10 protein-coding genes are annotated in these 17,684 nt (G+C 63.9%); 9 read left to right on the forward strand and 1 reads right to left on the reverse strand.

Annotated elements, in window-relative coordinates; all coding sequences use genetic code 11:
- Nucleotides 1-123 precede the first annotated feature (123 nt).
- The 9 genes from CLU91_RS18025 to kefC all read left to right on the forward strand — a co-directional run bounded on the left by CLU91_RS18025 (nucleotide 124) and on the right by kefC (nucleotide 15,578).
- Nucleotides 124-3,720 (forward strand): indolepyruvate ferredoxin oxidoreductase family protein, encoded by a 3,597-nt coding sequence (locus CLU91_RS18025; protein ID WP_100875259.1) that lies wholly within the window; start codon nucleotides 124-126, stop codon nucleotides 3,718-3,720.
- 123 nt (nucleotides 3,721-3,843) lie between these two features.
- Nucleotides 3,844-5,340: a S41 family peptidase gene (locus tag CLU91_RS18030; protein WP_100875260.1), complete on the forward strand. Its 1,497-nt coding sequence runs from the start codon at nucleotides 3,844-3,846 to the stop codon at nucleotides 5,338-5,340.
- 163 nt (nucleotides 5,341-5,503) lie between these two features.
- A complete protein-coding gene (locus CLU91_RS18035; protein ID WP_100875261.1) occupies nucleotides 5,504-8,224 on the forward strand; it encodes a TonB-dependent receptor plug domain-containing protein in 2,721 nt (906 codons plus the stop codon).
- A 125-nt stretch (nucleotides 8,225-8,349) separates the two neighbouring features.
- A complete protein-coding gene (locus CLU91_RS18040) occupies nucleotides 8,350-10,170 on the forward strand; it encodes a M14 family metallopeptidase (RefSeq protein ID WP_100875262.1) in 1,821 nt (606 codons plus the stop codon).
- Nucleotides 10,171-10,231: 61 nt separating this feature from the next.
- Nucleotides 10,232-11,398, forward strand: a complete 1,167-nt coding sequence (locus CLU91_RS18045) for an ankyrin repeat domain-containing protein (RefSeq protein WP_100875263.1) — start codon at nucleotides 10,232-10,234, stop codon at nucleotides 11,396-11,398.
- 111 nt (nucleotides 11,399-11,509) lie between these two features.
- Nucleotides 11,510-12,640: an MGDG synthase family glycosyltransferase gene (locus CLU91_RS18050; RefSeq protein ID WP_232730792.1), complete on the forward strand. Its 1,131-nt coding sequence runs from the start codon at nucleotides 11,510-11,512 to the stop codon at nucleotides 12,638-12,640.
- Nucleotides 12,637-13,119: a hypothetical protein gene (locus tag CLU91_RS18055; protein ID WP_100875265.1), complete on the forward strand. Its 483-nt coding sequence runs from the start codon at nucleotides 12,637-12,639 to the stop codon at nucleotides 13,117-13,119. The genes CLU91_RS18050 and CLU91_RS18055 overlap by 4 nt, the downstream gene beginning before the upstream one ends.
- Nucleotides 13,116-13,700: a dual specificity protein phosphatase family protein gene (locus CLU91_RS18060; RefSeq protein ID WP_100875266.1), complete on the forward strand. Its 585-nt coding sequence runs from the start codon at nucleotides 13,116-13,118 to the stop codon at nucleotides 13,698-13,700. Before CLU91_RS18055 ends, CLU91_RS18060 begins: the two co-directional genes overlap by 4 nt.
- Nucleotides 13,701-13,763: 63 nt before the next feature.
- On the forward strand, nucleotides 13,764-15,578 hold the full coding sequence (gene kefC / locus CLU91_RS18065) for a glutathione-regulated potassium-efflux system protein KefC (protein WP_100875267.1): 1,815 nt from the start codon (nucleotides 13,764-13,766) through the stop codon (nucleotides 15,576-15,578).
- Nucleotides 15,579-15,678: 100 nt separating this feature from the next.
- On the opposite strand, the gene pepF is transcribed toward kefC, so the two are convergent.
- A complete protein-coding gene (gene pepF / locus CLU91_RS18070) occupies nucleotides 15,679-17,553 on the reverse strand; it encodes an oligoendopeptidase F (protein WP_100875268.1) in 1,875 nt (624 codons plus the stop codon).
- Between the last annotated feature and the right edge of the window lie 131 nt (nucleotides 17,554-17,684).

The raw sequence follows: 17,684 nt of genomic DNA on the forward strand, positions 1-17,684 counted from the left end.
TTCCTGTGGTAGTCTACGACAAACAAGTCATTTTTCCGCACCGGCATGCTCACAAAGCGCGGCCGGTACGTGTGAGTTCAACCGACTTTGCACGCGTAGCACAGAGAATAATGGAGACAAGTAATGAATGCAGCTATCAAGGGCTCGAGTCTTGAGCCGGGCGCGCACGCGTCCGAAATTTCCCTGAACGACAAATACACCTTGGAGCGTGGCCGCGCCTTCATGACGGGCACGCAGGCGCTGATCCGCCTGCCCATGCTGCAGCGCGAGCGCGACCTGAAGGCTGGCCTGAACACGGCCGGCTACATCACCGGTTATCGCGGTTCGCCCGTGACGTCGGTCGACATGACGGCCATCAAGGCAAAAAAATATCTCGATGAACACCACGTCAAATTCCATCCGGGCCTGAACGAAGACCTGGCCGCCACGGCGGTGTGGGGCACGCAGCAGACGAATCTGTTCGAAGACGCGAAATACGACGGCGTGTTCGGCATGTGGTACGGCAAGGGTCCCGGCGTCGACCGCTGCGGCGACGTGTTCAAGCACGCCAATAATGCCGGTTCCGCCAAGCATGGCGGCGTGCTGGTGCTGGCCGGCGATGACCATGCGGCGAAATCCTCGTCCACGGCGCACCAGTCCGACCATATCCTGAACGCCTGCGGCATTCCCGTGCTGTATCCGTCGTCGGTGCAGGAATACATCGATTACGGCTTGCATGCGTGGGCCATGAGCCGCTACACGGGCTTGTGGGTGTCGATGAAATGCGTGACCGACATCATCGAGTCGGGCGCCGCCGTCGATTTCGACCCGGACCGCGTGCAGATCGTGTTGCCGACCGACTTCGAGCTGCCCGCCGGCGGCCTGAACATCCGCTGGCCCGACACCGTGCTGGAACAAGAAGTACGCATGAATAGCTACAAATGGTATGCGGCGCTGGCGTATGCGCGTGCCAACAAGCTCAATAAAATTATCTGGGACAGCCCGAAGGCGCGCATCGGCATCATCACGGCCGGCAAGTCTTACCTGGACACGCGCCAGGCGCTGGCCGACCTGGGCATCGACGAGCAGACGGCGTCCGACATCGGCATCCGCCTGTACAAGATCGGCATGACCTGGCCGCTGGAAGCGGACGGCGTGCATGAATTTGCCAAGGGTCTCGACGAGATCCTCGTGGTGGAAGAAAAGCGGCAAATCCTCGAATACGCGCTGAAGGAAGAACTCTACAACCTCAAGGATGGCGAGCGTCCGCGCGTGGTCGGCAAGTTCGACGACACGGGCGAATGGAGCAACCAGAAGGGCACCGGTCACGGCGACTGGCTGCTGCCGGCCACGTATGAACTGAACCCGGCCATGATCGCCCGCGCGATTGCCAGCCGCATTTCGCGCTACTACGCGGGCCACCCGGTCGAGCAGCGCGTGAAGGAACGCATCGCCTACCTGGAAGCGAAGGAAAACGTCCTCAAGGCCATCAGCGTGAAACCCGATCCGCAGAAAGACCGCACGCCGTTCTTCTGCTCCGGCTGCCCGCACAACAGTTCCACGAAAGTGCCGGAAGGCTCGCGCGCGCTGGCCGGCATCGGCTGCCACTACATGGTGCTGTGGATGGACCGCGAAACGTCGACTTTTACCCACATGGGCGCCGAAGGCGTCACCTGGGTGGGGCAGGCGCCGTTCACGAATGAAAAGCACGTGTTTACCAACCTTGGCGACGGCACGTATTTCCACTCGGGCATCCTGGCCATCCGCGCCGCCGTCTCGGCCAAGGTGAACATCACCTACAAAATCCTGTTCAACGATGCGGTAGCCATGACGGGCGGCCAGGAATTCGACGGTCCGCTATCGCCGGCGATTATCTCTCGCCAGATCGCCGCCGAAGGCGTCGGTCCCATCATCGTCGTCACCGACGAGCCGGAAAAATACCCGTCCGATTACGCCTGGGCCGAAGGCGTGACCGTGCGCCACCGTTCGGAACTGATGGACGTGCAGCGTGAACTGCGCGACATGCCCGGCGTGTCGGCCATGATCTACGACCAGACCTGCGCGTCGGAAAAACGCCGCCGCCGCAAACGCAATGAATACCCGGACCCGGCCAAGCGCGCCGTCATCAACGAAGCCGTCTGCGAAGGCTGCGGCGACTGCTCCGTGCAATCGAACTGCCTGTCGGTGGAACCGCTGGAAACGGAACTGGGGCGCAAGCGCCAGATCAACCAGTCGTCCTGCAACAAGGATTTCTCGTGCACGACGGGCTTTTGCCCAAGTTTTGTCACGGTGGAAGGCGGCGGCTTGAAAAAGCCGAAGAAAGCCGCTGCCGCCGACAAGGACGCACCAGCCGCGCCGGCCTTGCCGACGCCAAGCATTCCTTCGACGGCCGAGCCGTTCGGCATCCTGGTCACCGGCATCGGCGGCACGGGCGTCGTCACCGTCGGCCAGATCCTGGCCATGGCGGCGCACGTGGAAGGCAAGGGCTGTTCCGTGCTCGACATGAGCGGCCTGGCGCAAAAGGGCGGCCCCGTGATGTCGCACGTGCGCCTGGCGGATCGCCAGCAAGATATCCACTCGACGCGCGTCGGCACCGGCGCGGCTGATCTCGTCATCGGCTGTGACCTGATCGTCACGGCCAGCCGTGACGCGCTGTCGCGCATGGGCGAAGGGCGTAGCTGGGCCATGATCAACTCGACCAGCTCATCGACGGCCGCCTTCGTGAAAAACCCGGACTGGCAATTCCCCGGTGCGTCCGCGCGTATGGAAATCGAAAAGGCCTGCGGCAGCGACCATGTGGACTTCATCGACGCGGGCCAGATCGCCACGGCGCTGATGGGCGACTCGATCGCGACGAACATGTTCATGCTGGGCTATGCCTGGCAAAAGGGCAAAGTGCCATTGAGCGAAGCGGCCATCATGAAGGCCATCGACCTGAACAACGTCTCGGTGGCGTTCAACAAGGCCGCCTTCAACTGGGGCCGCGCCGGTGCGCATGACGCGGCCAGCCTGGTGCGCATGACAACGCCCGCCAAGGTGGTGGAATTCAAGCGCATCGACACGCTCGACGACATCATCGAAAAGCGGGTCGCCCTGCTGACGGCCTACCAGGATCGCGCGTATGCGCAGCAGTACCTGGACTTCATCAGCCAGGTGCGCGCGGCCGAAAGCGCCCTGAATGGCCCGCACTTGCGCCTGACGGAAGCCGTGGCCCGCTACTTCTACAAGCTGATGGCCTACAAGGACGAGTATGAAGTGGCGCGCCTGTACACGGACGGCGCCTTCCAGGCGAAGATCGCCGCCATGTTCGAAGGCGACATCAAGCTCAAGTTCCACCTGGCGCCGCCTATCATGGCGAAAACGGATGCGCAGGGTCATTTGATCAAGAAGGAATATGGCCCGTGGATGCTGAAGGCTTTCGGCGTGCTGGCCAAAATGAAAGGCTTGCGCGGCACGGCCTTCGACGTGTTCGGCCATACGGCCGAGCGCAAGACGGAGCGCGCGCTGATTCTTGAATATCGCGCGACGGTGGGTAGCTTGCTGCCGAAACTGACGACGGCCAAGCTGGCGCAAGCCGTGGCCATTGCCAGCATCCCGGAAGACATCCGCGGCTATGGCCACGTGAAGGAGCGTCATTTGAAGGCGGCGAAAGAGAAGGAAGCCAGTTTGCTGATCGCCTTCAACGCGCCGACGCCGCTGCCGCCCGTCGTGGCAGCGCCCGTGGCAGCCACCGTGGCGTGATGGTTTGAGTCTGACGTGGTAGCAATGGCGCCTGCGGGCGCCATTTTTTTGTATCAAAGAAAACAACGTCTGCTGGCAAAACGCATTATAATTTTTAGATAATTTCTTTTCAGAAAGTTTGTCATGCATTCCCTGCGCCTCTCATCCCTGGCCGTTCCTCTCGTATTGTTGTTGAGTGCTTGCGGCGGAGGAGGCGGCAGCGATAGCGCGCCCGTCGTCCCGCCCTTGACGCCGGTGGGCCCGACGGCGTTGGTCGCGTCCTCGACGGTCGCGAACCGCTGCGAGGCACCGCGCAGCGGCAGCAGCATCGACAAGCCGGGCACCTTGCTCGATGAGCAGACGTGGGTGCGCAGCTGGATCGATGAAACGTATCTGTGGTACCGCGAAGTGCCGACCACGTATCTGCCGCAAAGCTTTGCCACGGCCAAGGCGTACTTTGACGTGCTGAAAACAACGGCCACGACGGCGTCCGGCAAGCCCAAGGACCAGTTCCATTTCACGTATTCAACGGCAGAGTGGGATAATGCGCAGAATGGCATCGAACTGGGCTACGGCATGCTGCTGGCGCTGACGCGCACCATGCCGCCGCGCAAGGCCGTGGTCACGATCGTCGAGCCTGGCTCGCCGGCGGCACTGGCGGGCTTGCGGCGCGGCGACGAGCTGCAAACCGTCGATGGCGTCGATTTCGTCAATGCTCCCGACGCTGCCAGCGTGAAGATCGTCAACGATGGCTTGTTCCCGCAAGCGCAGGGCACGCACACGCTGGCGTTCAGCCGCAACGGGACGCCCATTTCCGCGCGCCTGCAGGCGGTGGAAGTCAATACGAGCGCCGTGCAGAACGAGCGCATCATCGACACGCCCACGGGCAAGGTGGGCTATCTGACCTTCAATACCCACAATAATGTCGCCGAGCGTCAGCTGGTCGAGACCATGCGCCGCTTCCAGGCGGCCGGCATCAGCGACCTGGTGCTCGACGTGCGCTACAACGGCGGCGGCTATCTGGATGTCGCCAGCGAACTCGCTTACATGATTGCCGGCCCGCAAGTGACCACCGGCAAGACCTTCGAGCAGGTGCTCTTCAATGACAAGACCCGGCCGAAAGCGCCCGTGCCATTCCATGCGCAAAGCCAGGGTTTTCCCGGCCCGAATCCCCTGCCCAAGGGAACGCCCTTGCCCTCGCTGGGGCTGACGCGGGTGACCTTGCTGACCACGGGCAATACCTGCTCGGCCAGCGAAGCCATCATCAACGGCTTGCGCGGCGTCGATGTGCAAGTGAATGTGATCGGCGGCACGACGTGCGGCAAGCCCTACGGTTTTTACCCGACACCGAATTGCGGCACCACGTATTTCGCCGTGCAGTTCCAGGGCGTCAACGCCAAGGGCTTTGGCGACTTTGCCGACGGCATGGCGCCGACCTGCGACGTGACGGATGATTATCAGCACCAGCTGGGCGATCCGGCCGAAGGCATGCTGGCGGCGGCGCTGCGCTACCGCAGCAGCGGCAGCTGCATCCCGGCCACGGGCGCGACCAGGCTGTTGAGTTCGATGCCGGGTCCGGCCGACACGGCGGCGCGTCTGCTGCGCCCGGCCTACAAGGAAATTGCCATCATTCGCCATTAAAGCGCATGCTTCTGCCATGGCCTTGCCGTGGCGCCTGGCGTTTTCCTGCTCAATAATCTTTCTATATAACAATTTTGATATATAGAAAGATGAATCCATTCGTTCTGGAATGACTGGCATTTTGCTATCTTCCCGCTTTTCTCCCACCTTGAGAAGCGCAACGATGTCGAAACAGTTCAAGTTAACCCCGCTCAGCCTTGGCGTACTGGCCATCCTGGGCGGTACCGCATGGCAGGCGCACGCGCAAACGCAAGCGCCCGCAGCGGATCAGCAGGCAGCGGCCACCCCGCCAGCCGTCGTGGTCACCGGTTCGCGCATTCCCCGCGCCAGCCTGGAAGGCCCGTCTTCCGTCACCATCCTGACCGGCGATGAAATCACCAAGCAGGGCTACAAGAACGTCTTTGACGCGCTGACCAGCCAGGTGCAGAACAGCGGCTTTACGCAGGGCGAAGATTACGGCAACACCTTCACGCCGTCGGCCAATACCATCAGCCTGCGCGGCCTGGGTCCGAACCACACCTTGATCCTGCTGAACGGCCGCCGCCTGGCCGACTTCCCCATCGCCTATGACGGCGCAGTCAACTTCACCAACCTGGCGAACATCCCGGCTAGCATCGTCGAGCGCATCGAGATCCTCAACGGCGGCGCTTCGGCCATCTATGGTTCCGACGCGATTGCCGGCGTGGTCAACGTGATCCTGAAAAAACAGGCGGAAGGCTTCGACATCAACGTCAAGGTTGGCGGCACCTCGCGCGGCGGCGCCGGCAACCAGCGCGTGCAACTGACGGGCGGCGGCAATGTCGACAAGCTGCATACCCTGTTCAGCGTGGAACTGAGTGAACGCGACCCGCTGTGGAGCATGGACCGCGACTTCATGACCAGCCGCTCCGGCGTGCCGACCACGATTGCTTCGCGCCGCACCCAGGCCTTCGGCACGTCCGGCAGCTATGTCGACCTGGGCGACACCTGCAACCAGTTCGGCGACATGTTCGGCGGCAGCGTCGTCAAGTACCAGGCGAAGAATGGCAGCTATTGCGCCAGCCCGAAAGCCCGTCCGACCTACTGGACCACGCAGACCAAGAACAGCAGCCAGAACGTGTTCGGCAGCGCCAATTACGAGTTCGATGCCGACACCACCTTGTTTGCCGATTTCCTGCTTGGCAAGAACAAGACCGTCAACAATACACGCGGCCCGTCGTGGACCTCGGCATCGCTGAACGGCGGCTCTTTCCTGAACCAGAACAGCGGCGCCTACGAAGAGTGGACGCGCTTTATCTCGCCCGAGGAAATCGGCGGCGTGCAGCGCTACAACCGCAGCTGGGAGGACCTGGCCACGGCCATCTCGCTGGGCGCCAAGGGCCGTATTCCTGGCACCGCCTGGCAGTATGAAGCCAACTACAACGCTTCCGTCTACAAGAGCGAAGGCCATACGCCGCGCATGTTGTCGAACATCGACAGCTTCTTCCTGGGACCCAAGCTGGGCACGGATGCCAAGGGCGTGGCCATTTACGCGCCGGATGCGGCGCGCCTGTCGCGCCGCCTGACGGCTGCCGAATTCGACAGCATCACCGGCTACAGCGACAGCCGTGACAAGGCCTGGACGAATACCCTGAGCCTGGCCACGAATGGCGACCTGTTCCAGCTGCCTGCCGGCACGGTGAAAATCGCCACGATTGCCGAGGTGAGCAAGCAGGGCTTCAGCAACGAACCCGATGCGCGCATCGACCAGGGCTATTTCAATATCGCCACCGGTTCGGGCACCACGGCCGGCACCCGTTCGCGCTACGCGCTGGGCGCGGAATTGAATGTGCCGCTGCATGAGAAGCTGACCGCTACCGTGGCTGGCCGTTATGACCGCTACAGCTTTGCCGGACGCAAGGAAGGCAAGTTCACCTACAACGGCGGGCTTGAACTGCGCCCGGCGCCGGACCTGCTGTTCCGCGCCAACTACGCCACCAGCTTCCGCGCGCCGGACATGAACTACATCTACCAGGCCCGCGGCAAAGGCTATTATGCGAGCACCACCGACTACTACCGTTGCGACGCCGCCGGACAGGCCATCGACGGCTGCGAGTACGCGAATAAATCGCCGGGCGCCGATTACGTGCAGAACGGCAGCCGCGACCTGCAGTCGGAAAAAGGCAAGTCCTTCGGCGTGGGCGCCGTCTGGTCGCCGAGTGCCAATTTCGACGTCTCGGTCGACTATTGGAACATCAAGATCGACGACCTGGTGACCAACCTGGACGCCGACAAGCTGCTGCGCGACGAATCCGATTGCCGCCTGGGCAAGGCCGACATCGGCTCGCCGACCTGCATCGATACCGTGGGCCGCATCGAGCGTTACGCGGCCAACGCCTTGAACAAGGCGGGCGAGATCAAGACCATCACCGTCAACCCGATCAACGCGGCCAAGCAAAGCAGCAGCGGCGTCGACGTCAGCCTGAAGTATGTGCTGCGCACAACGGACTATGGCCGCTTTGCCTTCAAGGCCAACTACGCGCGGGTGCTGAGCAAGAAATCGCAGCAATTTGCCGGTGACGCAGAGACCGATGAAACCAAATCGATGACCAACCGGGATTGGCCCGACAAGCTGAACCTGAGCGTCAACTGGGGCGCAGGCGACTGGTCGAATACCTTGCTGGTCAGCCGCTACGGCAAGGTGCCTGACTCTGCCGGCAAGGGTTACCTGACGCCGACGGCGCTGGCCAACATCAGCACCGTCTACCGCATCAACGACCGCGCCACCGTGTCGCTGATCGTCAACAACGTGTTCGACAAGATCAAGCGCGACACCAGCAACGGCTGGCCGTACTACCCGATCGGCAATTACAGCCCGCAAGGCCGCCAGGGATGGGTCGAATTCAACTACCACTTTGGCTCGTAATTCACGCTTGCCAGAGCAAGGCCGGAGCAGCTGACGCTGTTCCGGCTTTTTTATTTGCCACGGCGTTTTTACCTGACCGCCACTCTATAATTGCCCGCTTGTCCTCTCTCGATGGAGTTTGACCCATGCTACGCCACGCCCTGCTGTCCGCCGCCTTGTTGTCCCTGTTTTCTGCCCCTGTATCTGCCGCTTCGCCGTTGACCACGGTGGCCGAGCGCTCGGGCTTTTTGAATACGGGCCGCTACGCGGAAGTGGAAGTCTTGTGCCGCCAGTTCCAGGCGCGCTATCCGCAGCAAGTGCGCTGCGTGGAATTTGGCCGCACGCCGGAGAACCGCCCCATGCTGGCGCTGGCCGTCTCGAATACGGGCGCGCTGACGCCGGCCGAGGCGGCGCGCCGCAAGCTGCCCGTGCTGCTGGTGCAGGGCGGCATCCATGCGGGCGAAATCGATGGCAAGGATGCGGGTTTCCTGGCCTTGCGCGAAGTATTGGAGGGCAAGGCGGCGCCCGGCGCGCTCGATAAACAGGTGCTGCTGTTCGTGCCCGTCTTTAACGTTGACGGGCATGAGCGCTTCGGCCGGTGGAACCGTCCGAACCAGCGCGGACCCGTGGAAATGGGCTGGCGCAGCACGGCGCAAAACTATAATCTGAACCGCGAATACATGAAGGCCGATACGCCCGAGATGCAGCACATGCTGGCGCTGGTGAACGCCTGGGACCCGCTGGCCTATGTCGACCTGCACGTCACCGATGGCGCCCAGTTTGAACCCGATATCTCGATCCAGGTCGAACCCGTGCATGCGGGCGATGCTGCCCTGCGCGTGGCCGGCACGGCCTTGCGCGACCAGGTCCTGGCCGATCTGGCCAGGCAGGGCTCGGACCCGAAGCCGTTCTATATCTCGTTTGCCGAGAACGACAATCCGCAATCGGGCTTTGTCGATTCGGCGCCGAACCCGCGCTTCTCGCACGGCTATTTCCAGCTGCGCAACCGCTTCGGCATGCTGGTGGAAACCCATTCGTGGAAGGACTATCCGACCCGCGTGCGCATCACGCGCAACACCATCGTCTCGCTGCTGTCGCAGATGGCGCAGCATGGCGCGCAGTGGCGGCAAACGGCGCTCGAAGCGGACGCGCGCGCCGCGCAGCTGGCCGGCACGACCTTGCCGCTCACGTATAAAACCACGGACAAGAGCCGCATGATCGCATTTCGCGGCTACGCCTACACGCGCACGCCGTCCGAGGTGTCGGGCGCGCTGATGACGCGCTACGACGAGACCACGCCGCAGATCTGGAACGTGCCCCTGCGCGACGAGATCGTGCCCGACCTGCAGCAGGCCGCGCCCAAGGGCGGCTACCTGGTGCCCGCCGCGCAGGCGCAGATGGTGGCGGCCAAGCTGCGCCAGCACGGCGTGTCCTACCAGGTGCTGGCCACCGCGCCGGGCAAGCTGCCGGTCGAAGCCTTCCGCGCCACGCAGGTGAAATTCGGCGCGCAGTCGTTCGAGGGCCGCCAGACGGCGGTCGTGCAGGGCGAGTGGCTGAAAGAGGAGCGCCTGGTCGGTGCGGGCGCGTTGTACGTGCCCGTCAACCAGGCCAAGGCGCGTCTGGTCGTGGCGCTGTTTGAGCCGCGCGCGCCCGATTCGCTGCTGGCCTGGGGCAGTTTCAATACGGCCTTCGAGCGCAAGGAATACATGGAAGAATACGTGGCCGAAGACGTGGCCCGCGCGCAGCTGGCGGCCGATCCGGCGCTGGCGGCGCAGTTCCAGCAGAAGCTGGCCGACGACCCGGCATTTGCCAGGAGCCCGGCCGCGCGCCTGGAGTTCTTCGCCCGCCGCCATGCCTCGTGGGATGAGCGCCTGAACCTGTATCCGGTGCTGCGCACGGATGCCGCGCTGGCCGGCCTGGCGTCGCCGCCTGCGCGCACACCGAAGTTGTCACATCGCGCAGATTAATCGAAAGAAAATGCTATTCTCCGCTCGATGATGGCGCCGCCACCACGAGCAGGGAACATGCATGGTCAACAAGACACTCTTTAACCAGCACCGCGAGGCGTTTTTTCGCCTCTGTGACGCCGTCGGCGAGAATCAGGTGGAACAGGTGCGCAGCCTGCTCGAGGCCACGCCGCTGCTGTTGACCTTGCGCCGCTACAACATGGAAGACGGCGAATCGCTGCTGCACCTGGCCGCGGCCGGCGGCAGCCGCGAGGTCTGCGCGCTGCTCGTGTCGCTGGGCATGGACGTCGACCTGCCCTTGCCCGGTTACCGCAACCTGACGCCGCTGGATGCGGCGGCAAGCCATGGCCACCTCGCTACCTGCCGCTGGCTGCTCGAGCAGGGCGCTGCCGTCGATGGCTTGCCGGACAATATACTGTCGCCGCTGGACAGCGCCTGCGTTGGCGGCCACCAGGACGTGGCCGCATTGCTGCTGCAGCGGGGCGCCAATCCGAACCGCCTGCATACGCGCTGGAACCAGGCGCCGGTCGATATCGCCACCGGCTGGGGCTTTCCCGCGATCGCCCGATTGCTCGCTGCCGCCGGCGGCGTCAGCATACTCGACGTGCCGCAGCAGGCGGCCGCGTCGCCGCAGCAAGCGGCCGCCTCGCCGCAGGAGGCGATCCGCACCTTCATGCACAACAGCGCCGGCTGGGTGCTGCCGGCCGTGTTCAGCCCGGACAGCGGCGACGCGCGCTTTTCGCTGGGGATCAGCTGCATCGATGGCAAGCGCGATTTCAAGCTGTTGTTTACGGTTGGCCTGTTCCAGCAATCGCCGATGACGGAACTGGCCATCTGTCTGCCGGCCCGCTGGCCGCTGACCGTGCACGGCTTCGCGGAGCACAGTCCATGGCGCTTTCCCGTGGCGCTGCTGGCACGCCTGGGACGGCGCACGCTCGACCAGGCCAGCCTGGCCGCGGGCGAGCTGCTGCGGCGCGACGATCCTTACCTGGCGGACCTGGCCTGGCCGGACGGTGTCGACGCGCTGCTGGCCATCGACAAGCGCTGGAATCCGGCGCCGGAGGAAGAAGACATCGCCGACGATGACAAGGTCACCATCTATCTGCTGGTGCCGGTGGCATTTACCAAAAAAGGCGCGCCCGGCGCCAGCGCCTTGCCGGCCTTGATCGAGCGCAAGCTCAAAGGCAGCTGGAAAGTGTCGGCCTTGCCCATCCCCGTGATTGGCTAGCGCCGGCCTGCACGCGCGCATGACCAGATCAAGCCGCACCGCTTGCAGCAATGTTATCCTGCCAATAAATTTTCCGCGTCCGCGCTCACCTGTTCCCCGGATTGGTTTTCCATGACACAAAAAATTCTACTCCTGAGCGTCTCGGCCGGCGCCGGCCACATGCGCGCGGCGCAGGCCATCGAGGCATATGCGGCGCGCGATGGCCACGGTGGTGGCCCTGCGGCGCTGGCCCTGCATCTCGATGTGATGGATTTCGTCACGCCCGCGTTCCGCAAGCTGTACACGGATTTTTACATCAAGCTGGTCAACAAGGCGCCCGCGCTGTGGGGCTATCTGTATCACGCCACCCACGACGCGCCGCGCGACAGCTCGATGCAGCGCCTGCGCCGCGCCGTCGAGCGCCTCAATACGCGCGCGCTGATGACGCAGATCGCCGCCTTCCAGCCCGACGCCATCATCTGCACGCATTTCCTGCCGGCCGAACTGCTGTCGCGCGCCTTGCGCCAGCAGCAGCTGGCTTGCCCCGTGTGGGTGCAAGTCACCGATTTCGATCTGCACCGCATGTGGGTGCACGAGCAGATGGAAGGTTATTTTGCTGCCACCGACGAAGTGGCGTTCCGCATGCGCCACGAAGGCATCCCCGCCGAGCGCATTCACGTGACGGGCATCCCCATCATGCCCGCGTTCGCGCAGGCGCCCGGCCGCGTGCAGAGCGCGCAGGCGTTTGGCCTCGACCCGCGGCGCACGACGATCCTGCTGATGGGCGGCGGGGCTGGACTGGGCAGCCTTGAAACCGTGGCCGCGCGCCTGCTGGCGCTGCCAGGCGACTTCCAGCTGATCGTGCTGGCGGGGAAAAACGCCGCCGCGCTGGCGGCGCTGCAGGCACTGGCCGGCCAGTATCCGGGCCGCCTGCTGGCGCAAGGCTTTACCAGTGAAGTCGAGCGCCTGATGGCGTGCGCCGACCTGGTCATCACCAAGCCGGGCGGGCTGACCACGTCCGAATGCCTGGCGCTGGGCTTGCCCATGATCGTCAATTCGCCGATTCCCGGCCAGGAAGAGCGCAATGCCGACTATCTGCTGGAGCAGGGCGTGGCGCTGAAGGCATTCGACGCCGTCACCCTGGAGTACCGCGTGCGCCTGCTGCTTGAGCACCCTGAACAGTTGCAAGCGATGCGCGCAAAAGCGCTGGCTCTGGGCCGCCCGCGCGCCGCTCTGGATGTACTGGCGCAGGTGCTGGCTTGACGGGCGCCGTAGCAAAACCCTGGCAGATCGCCCTGAGCCTGGCCTGGGTGGCGCTGCTGGGCTTATTTTTTGCGCAGGTGGAAATCCAGATCGAAGGCGCGGCCGGCTGGGCCGCGAACCTGCCCACCTGGCGCATCGAAAGCCATTGGCTGCTCGATATCTTCTGGGGCGGGCGGCCGATGACGGGTTACCATGCCTGGGTCTTTCCCTTCATCGCCCTGTTTTTCCATTTCCCGATGATCTTCCTGGCGCAATGGTCGCTGCGCCTCGAGTGCCGCGCCATCGGCTGCATCATGCTGTTCTGGATCATCGAGGATTATCTGTGGTTCGTGCTCAATCCCGCCTATGGCGTGGCGCACTTCAATCCGGCCCATATCGCCTGGCACAAGCACTGGCTGTGGTGGGCGCCGACCGACTACTGGGTGTCACTGCTGCTGGCGGGCGTACTGCTGTGGTTTTCATACAAGAGGAAGTCATGACCTTGCCGCCCTCGTCGTATCTCCTGCTGTTGTCCCTGGCCCTGGCGGCCGGTTCCGCTGGCGCGCAGGCGCCCCTGCCGCCGCAGCGCAATGCCGAGTGGGCCACGCCGCTGCCGCAGGTGTCGAACCTGCACCAGGTCACGCCCGTCCTGTACCGCAGCGCAAAGCTCGATAGCAGCGACGTGGCCCAGCTGCAGGCGCTGGGCGTGAAGACGGTGATCAGCTTGCGCTCTTTTCACTCCGATACGCAGGTGCTCGATGGCAGCGGCATCCGCGCCGTGCGCATCCCCATCAATACCTGGGCCATCCGCGACGAGCACGTGATCGAGACCATGCGCAGCATCCGCGCCGCCGAACAGCAGGGCCCCGTGCTGCTGCACTGCCTGCACGGCGCCGACCGCACGGGCATGATGGCCGCCATGTACCGCATGCTGTACCAGGGCTGGCCGCGCGAAAAGGCGATCGACGAGTTGAAAAACGGCGGTTACGGCTATCACGCCGTGTGGAAGAACATCGAACGCTATCTGTCGCGCGTGAATCTCGACGAACTACGCGCGCGCATCGATGCGCCGCAGCCTTGACTCCCGCTGGCGCGCCACTTCAGGCATGATGTTGTTTCATCCACACATCTGCCCGGACCCCGCATGGAACACCACAGTTTTCTCATCAATATACTGTTTTACCTGGTGGCCGCCATCATCATGGTGCCGCTGGCCAAGCGCCTGGGCATGGGCGCCGTGCTGGGCTACCTGGTGGCCGGCGTCGTCATCGGACCGTGGGGCCTGGGCCTGATCAAGAATGTCGAGGTGATCCTCAGCTTTTCCGAATTCGGCGTGGTGCTGCTGCTGTTCCTGATCGGGCTGGAGCTCGAACCGAAACGATTGTGGCTGCTGCGCCGGCCGATTTTCGGCTGGGGCGGGGCGCAGGTGGGCGTCGTCAGCGCGGGCTTGTGCGCCGTGGCCATGGCCTTTGGCGTGGACTGGCGCACGGCGCTGGTGGGCGCGCTGGGGCTGTCGCTGTCGTCGACGGCCATCGTGCTGGCCACCCTGGGGGAACGAAAATTGATGAGCACGCCGGCCGGTTCCGCCGGCTTTTCGATACTGCTATTCCAGGATATCGCCGCCATTCCCATGATCGCGCTGGTGCCGCTGCTCGGTGGCCTGGTCACGCATAGCGGCGAACCGGGCTGGCTGCGCGTGGCCAAGCTGGCCGCCGTGCTGGCGGCGCTGGTGATCGGCGGGCGTTTTCTGGTCAACCCCATCCTGCGCTTCATCGCCAAAACCGACTTGCGTGAAATCTTCACGGCGTTTGCCCTGCTGCTGGTGATCGCCATCTGCGTGCTGATGGAATCGGTGGGCCTGTCGATGGCGCTGGGCACCTTCATGGCCGGCGTGCTGCTGGCCGATTCCGAATATCGCCATGAGCTCATTTCCGACCTGGAGCCGTTCAAGGGCCTGTTATTGGGCCTGTTCTTCATCGCCGTGGGCATGTCCGTCGATTTTGGCGTGCTGCGCGCCCAGCCGCTGCTGATCCTGGCCCTGGTGGCGGGGCTGCTGGCGGTGAAGATCGCCTTGCTGTACGGGTTGTCGAAGTTTGTCGACATTCCCCGCGGCCAGCAGCTGTTTTTTGCGCTGCTGCTGTCGCAGGGCGGCGAATTTGCCTTCGTCGTGTTTGCCGCCGCCGAAGCCGCGCACGTGTTTGCGCCGCAGACGGCCGCGCTGCTGGTCGTGGTGGTGACCCTGTCGATGGTGGCCACGCCCTTGCTGCTGCTGGCGCACGACAAGTTCGTCGCACCGCGCCTGCAAGGCGACAAGAAGCGCCGTCCCGACGACCATATCGAGGCGCAGGACAACCCCATCGTCATCGCCGGCTTTGGCCGCTTCGGCCAGATCATCGGCCGCTTGCTGGCGGCGAACAAGATCGGCGTGACGGTGCTCGACCACGATCCGGACCAGATCGAGCTGCTGCGCAAGTTCGGCTTCAAGGTGTTTTATGGCGACGCCACGCGCGTGGACTTGCTGGTGGCGGCCGGCATCGAAAAGGCGAAGGCGCTCGTGATCGCCATCGACAATGTGGACGACAGCCTGGCGCTGGTCGACGCCGTGCGCCTGCGCCTGCCCGAACTGACGATCCTGGCGCGCGCGCGCAACGTCACGCATTACTATGAACTGATGAAGCGCGGCGTGACCCTGATCGAGCGCGAGACGTTCGCCGCGGCCTTGCTGCTGGGCGAGCAGACCTTGCAGCAGGTGGGCTTCAGCGCGGAGCGGGCGCAGCGCGCGGCCGGCATCTTTGGCCGGCATAACCTGAAAACCCTGCTGGAAGTGGCGCCGCACTTCCAGGACCAGCAAAAAGTCATGTCCCTCACGCGCCAGGCGCGCGAGGAGCTGGAAGACATGTTCGAGAGCGATGCGGCGGCGTTTGCGGCAGCGGAAACGGAGAACGGTAGGTCGGATTAGCGGGAACCGCGTAATCCGACACCTTGTTGGCGTTGCGGGTGCTGTCGGCTTGCGCGCTTTGCGCTAAGCCGACCTACGCCTTTTGCGTCTCGTTCCAGCCTTATTTCCCCCGCTTCGCTTCAATCGCCTCGATCTGGTCCATGATGCCGTTCATGCGCGCCACCAGCGCCTGGTACGGTTTCGGCGAGGCCAGGTCGACGCCGGCCGCCTTCACCAGCTCATACGGGTAGGCCGAGCCGCCCGCGCCGAGCATTTTCAGGTAGGCGGCCAGCGCGCCCGGTTCCTTGTCGAGGATGCGCTGCGCGAAATCCTGCGCCGCCGCGATCGAGGTGGCGTACTGGAATACGTAGTAGCCGTGATAAAAATGCGGCACATACGCCCATTCCAGCGCGTAGGCGGGGTCGATGGTCATGACGCCTTGCGCTTCGCCGTGGTAGCGCTTGAGGATGCCGGCATAGATGGCCGTGATCTCTTCGCCCGTCAGCGATTCTCCCTTGTCCACCTTGCCGTGGATGGCCGCCTCGAATTCAGCGAACATGGCCTGGCGGAAGAAGGTGCCGCGCAGGTTTTCCAGTGCCGCGCCCAGGTACAGCAGGCGCTCGTCGTCATCCCTGGCCTGTTTCAGGCGCGCGTCGAGCAGCAGCGCCTCGTTCGTCGTCGAGGCGATTTCCGCGACAAAGATGCTGTACGGCGCATAGATCGATGGCTGTGCCTTGTTGGCCAGCACCGAGTGCATGGCGTGGCCCCATTCGTGCGTCAGGGTGCTGACGGCTTCGTAATTGTCCGTGTAGTTGAGCAGCACGAACGGGTGGATGTCATACGCGTCGCCATTCATGTAGGCGCCCGCCACCTTGCGCGGGCGCGGATACACATCCATCCAGCGCGCTTCCACTGCGGCGGTGAGCGCCTTGACGTAGTCGGGGCCCAGCGGCGCGACGGAGGCCAGCATCATCTGCTTGCCCTCGGCCAGCGGGAAGCTGCGGTCGCTTTTCAGCAGCGGCGCATACACGTCGTAGTAGGCCAGGTCCTTGACGCCCAGCATGCGCGCGCGTAGCTTGAAGTAGCGGTGCAAGGTGGGCAGGTTGGCGTTGGTTTGCGCGATCAGGGTCTGGTAGACGGCCGGCGGCAAGTTGTCGGCGTCGAGCGCGGCGCTTTGCGAATCGGCGTAATGGCGCACTTTCGCGTAGGCGGCATCCGTTTTCAACTGGCCGTACAGGGTTTCGCCGAACGTGCGTTCATACTCTTTCCATTTGCCGAAGAAGGCGTCGAACACCAGCTTGCGGTCGGCGCGATTGTCGTCGCCCCGGTATTTGGTATAGGCCGCCTGGTCGAGCCGTACTTGCGTGCCGTCCGACAGTTTCACGGTCGGCCAGGGGATTTCCGCATTGGCCAGCGTGCGGTAGACGCTAGCGGCCGAGCTTGTTGCCAGGCCGAATTGCGCCACCAGCTGTTCGCCGGCCGCGTCGAGCGTGTGCGGCGCGCTGCGCAGCATGTTGCTCAATTGAAAACGGTAGAGCTGCAAGCCCTTGTCTTTCGCCAGCATGGCGTCGATGCGCTTGCTGCCCAGGGCGAGGATTTCCGGCTGCAAGAAAGTGCTCGCCTGGCTGAAGTCGTTGCCCAGCAGGGCGGCGCGCTGGTTCAGCTGATTGCCCTTGCTGTCGCCCGTATCCTGGTCGTAGTACTGCGCCGCATAGGTGGTGAGCGTGTTGACGCGCTTGCGCGCATCGGCGACCAGGTCCAGGCAGCTTTTCAGGCGGGTGCCCAATTGCCCCTTGCATGCGCCCAGTTGCTGCAGCTGGGCCGACAGCTTTTTCGCGTCGGCGTCGAACGCGGCGTCGCTGGCGTACAGCGCCGTCAGATCCCAGCGGTCGGCCTGGCGGTCGGTGGGCGCAGGAGCGGCAGAGGCGGTGGCGGTGGCGAGGCCGAGGGCCAGCAGGGAGAACAGCAGGGGGCGCTTGAGCGCGGATGGCGTCATGGTTCATTCCAGTGAGGTTGTCGGAAGAATGCGTGCTGACCGCCGGGCAGGAATGCGCGCGTGACACATCGCGTACCGGCAGAGCTGACTACGGTACATCAAATGGACGCTGGGGGAAAGAGAGGGATGCC

This window comes from Janthinobacterium sp. 64 (assembly GCF_002813325.1).
Classification (GTDB): Bacteria; Pseudomonadota; Gammaproteobacteria; order Burkholderiales; family Burkholderiaceae_D; genus Janthinobacterium.

Excerpts from the sequence above, each read along its gene's own strand:
- kefC (WP_100875267.1), top strand. The coding sequence starts at position 13,764 with ATGGAACACCACAGTTTTCTCATCAATATACTGTTTTACCTGGTGGCC.
- CLU91_RS18025 (WP_100875259.1), top strand. The coding sequence starts at position 124 with ATGAATGCAGCTATCAAGGGCTCGAGTCTTGAGCCGGGCGCGCACGCG.
- CLU91_RS18030 (WP_100875260.1), top strand. The coding sequence starts at position 3,844 with ATGCATTCCCTGCGCCTCTCATCCCTGGCCGTTCCTCTCGTATTGTTG.
- CLU91_RS18050 (WP_232730792.1), top strand. The coding sequence starts at position 11,510 with ATGACACAAAAAATTCTACTCCTGAGCGTCTCGGCCGGCGCCGGCCAC.
- CLU91_RS18060 (WP_100875266.1), top strand. The coding sequence starts at position 13,116 with ATGACCTTGCCGCCCTCGTCGTATCTCCTGCTGTTGTCCCTGGCCCTG.
- pepF (WP_100875268.1), bottom strand. The coding sequence starts at position 17,553 with ATGACGCCATCCGCGCTCAAGCGCCCCCTGCTGTTCTCCCTGCTGGCC.
- CLU91_RS18035 (WP_100875261.1), top strand. The coding sequence starts at position 5,504 with ATGTCGAAACAGTTCAAGTTAACCCCGCTCAGCCTTGGCGTACTGGCC.
- CLU91_RS18045 (WP_100875263.1), top strand. The coding sequence starts at position 10,232 with ATGGTCAACAAGACACTCTTTAACCAGCACCGCGAGGCGTTTTTTCGC.
- CLU91_RS18040 (WP_100875262.1), top strand. The coding sequence starts at position 8,350 with ATGCTACGCCACGCCCTGCTGTCCGCCGCCTTGTTGTCCCTGTTTTCT.